The following is a 2,098-nucleotide window of genomic DNA, read 5'->3' on the forward strand; positions in this document are numbered from 1 at the left end:
TATAAGTAAGATAACCCCCTATATACCGGGTAAACCGATAGAAGAGTTGGAGCGGGAGCTTGGCATCAGCAATTGCATAAAGCTGGCCTCCAACGAAAACCCTCTTGGGCCTTCCCCCTTGGCTATTGAGGAAATGCAGGCGGCGCTTGTGGGATTAAACCGCTATCCCGACGGTGGTTCGTATCGCCTCAAGGCCGCCCTCAGTGGGGTCTATGGCGTGGATGCGCACGAGATAGTCATTGGACATGGCTCAAACGAGCTCCTGGACATAGCGGTGAGGACGTTTATGCCGGCCACAGAGGACAATATCTATAACAACATCATGGCCGACCCGTCTTTTATCGTCTACTACAACTCCACGGTCAAGGCCGCCGGTACGGCCATAAAGATACCGCTTACGAACGACTACAGGCACGACCTGCCTGCCATGGCGGCGAAGATCAACGGCAAGACCAGAATAATTTTTATCGCCAATCCCAATAATCCCACCGGCACGATTGTCGGAGCAGAGGAGTTTGATATCTTCATCAGGAGCATCCCCGATGACGTCCTGGTGGTCGTGGATGAGGCATACTACGAGTATGTCACCGACACAACATATCCCGACAGTATGAGGTACTTCAGAGAGGGATATCCGATCCTGATTCTGAGGACGTTCTCAAAGATATACGGTCTGGCGGGTCTGAGGATAGGCTACGGGATAGCCAATCGCTCAATAGTTGCCGGGATGGACAAGGTCAGAGAGCCGTTTAACACGAGTTCGGTTGCCCAGGCGGCGGCCATCGGGGCGCTTAAAGACGCTGAACACGTCAGGAAATCAGTCGCCGTCAACGAGGCGGGTAAGGCGTATCTCTATGAACAATTAAGCCATCTGCCGGTAGAGTTTATACCCACCCAGGGGAACTTTATATACGTTAATTTAAAGATCGATGCCAATAATATCTATAATAAACTGCTACAGAGCGGTGTGATCGTAAGACCGATGGGAAAGACGATCATACGGGTGACAATCGGTTTGCAAAATGAAATTGAAACTTTTATGCGGAATTTAAGGGAGGTCTTGTAGATGGACATTATTGTGTTAAAGAGGACGGCAGTACAAGAAGAGATAGACAATATCGTCAAGAAGCTGGAGTCCAAGGGATTGAGCGCCAATATCTCAACGGGCACCGAGAAGACGATAATTGGAGTTATCGGTGACACGTCCAAGATATCGGAGGAGGAGGTCGATTCGGTCAGGGCAATGAGGGGGGTTGAGGAGTGCCTCCGGATAGTGAAACCTTACAGGTTAGCAAGCAGGGATTTTAAAAAGGACGATACTATCATAGATGTCAACGGAGTGAAGATCGGTGGCAATAAGTTGGTAGTGATAGCCGGTCCCTGTGCGATAGAGAGCAGAGAAATCCTCATGTCCATAGCCGAAAAGGTCAAGGATGCCGGAGCCTGTTTCATTCGTGGTGGAGCCTTTAAGCCGCGTACGTCGCCATACACCTTCCAGGGTCTTGGCGAAGAGGGTCTGAAGATTCTTGTGGAGGCACGGCAGCATACCAATATGCCAATCGTAACCGAACTGATGGACCCCCGTGACCTGATGACGATGGTCAAGTACGCCGATATCATACAGATAGGGACACGTAACATGCAGAACTTCCGGTTGCTCCTGGAGGTCGGCATGACGGACAAGCCTGTGTTATTAAAGCGCGGCATGTCGGCCACGATCAAGGAGTGGCTGATGGCGGCTGAGTATATCATGTCCAGGGGCAATCACAAGGTGATCCTCTGTGAGCGTGGAATCAGGACGTTTGAGACCACAACACGCAACACGCTTGATCTGAGCGCCATCCCTGTGCTGAAGCAGTTGACCCACCTGCCGGTGATCGTAGACCCCTCCCACGCCGTTGGCAGATGGGACCTGGTCCCGCCCATGGCAAAAGCGGCCGTGGCAGCCGGAGCCGATGGCCTCCTGATAGAGGTGCATACCAATCCGGAGGAGGCATACTCCGACGGTGAACAGTCGCTGAAACCGGATGCCTTCAAGGAACTCATGGAACAACTGAAGCCTGTGGCAAAGGCTGTGGGGCGTGAAATTTGAGCAATG

The 2,098-nt window shown here is 51.9% G+C and carries 2 protein-coding genes; both read left to right on the forward strand.

From position 1 onward, the window contains the following. Window positions 1-1,066: histidinol-phosphate transaminase (hisC, locus tag HWQ67_RS17070; RefSeq protein ID WP_218253894.1), on the forward strand; the 1,066-nt coding region annotated here is incomplete at its 5' end. Beyond that, window positions 1,067-2,092 (forward strand): 3-deoxy-7-phosphoheptulonate synthase, encoded by a 1,026-nt coding sequence (aroF, locus tag HWQ67_RS17075; RefSeq protein ID WP_218253895.1) that lies wholly within the window; start codon window positions 1,067-1,069, stop codon window positions 2,090-2,092. It abuts the gene before it with no gap. Window positions 2,093-2,098: the final 6 nt, after the last annotated feature.

This window comes from Candidatus Magnetobacterium casense (assembly GCF_019173545.1).
GTDB lineage: Bacteria > Nitrospirota > Thermodesulfovibrionia > Thermodesulfovibrionales > Magnetobacteriaceae > Magnetobacterium > Magnetobacterium cryptolimnobacter.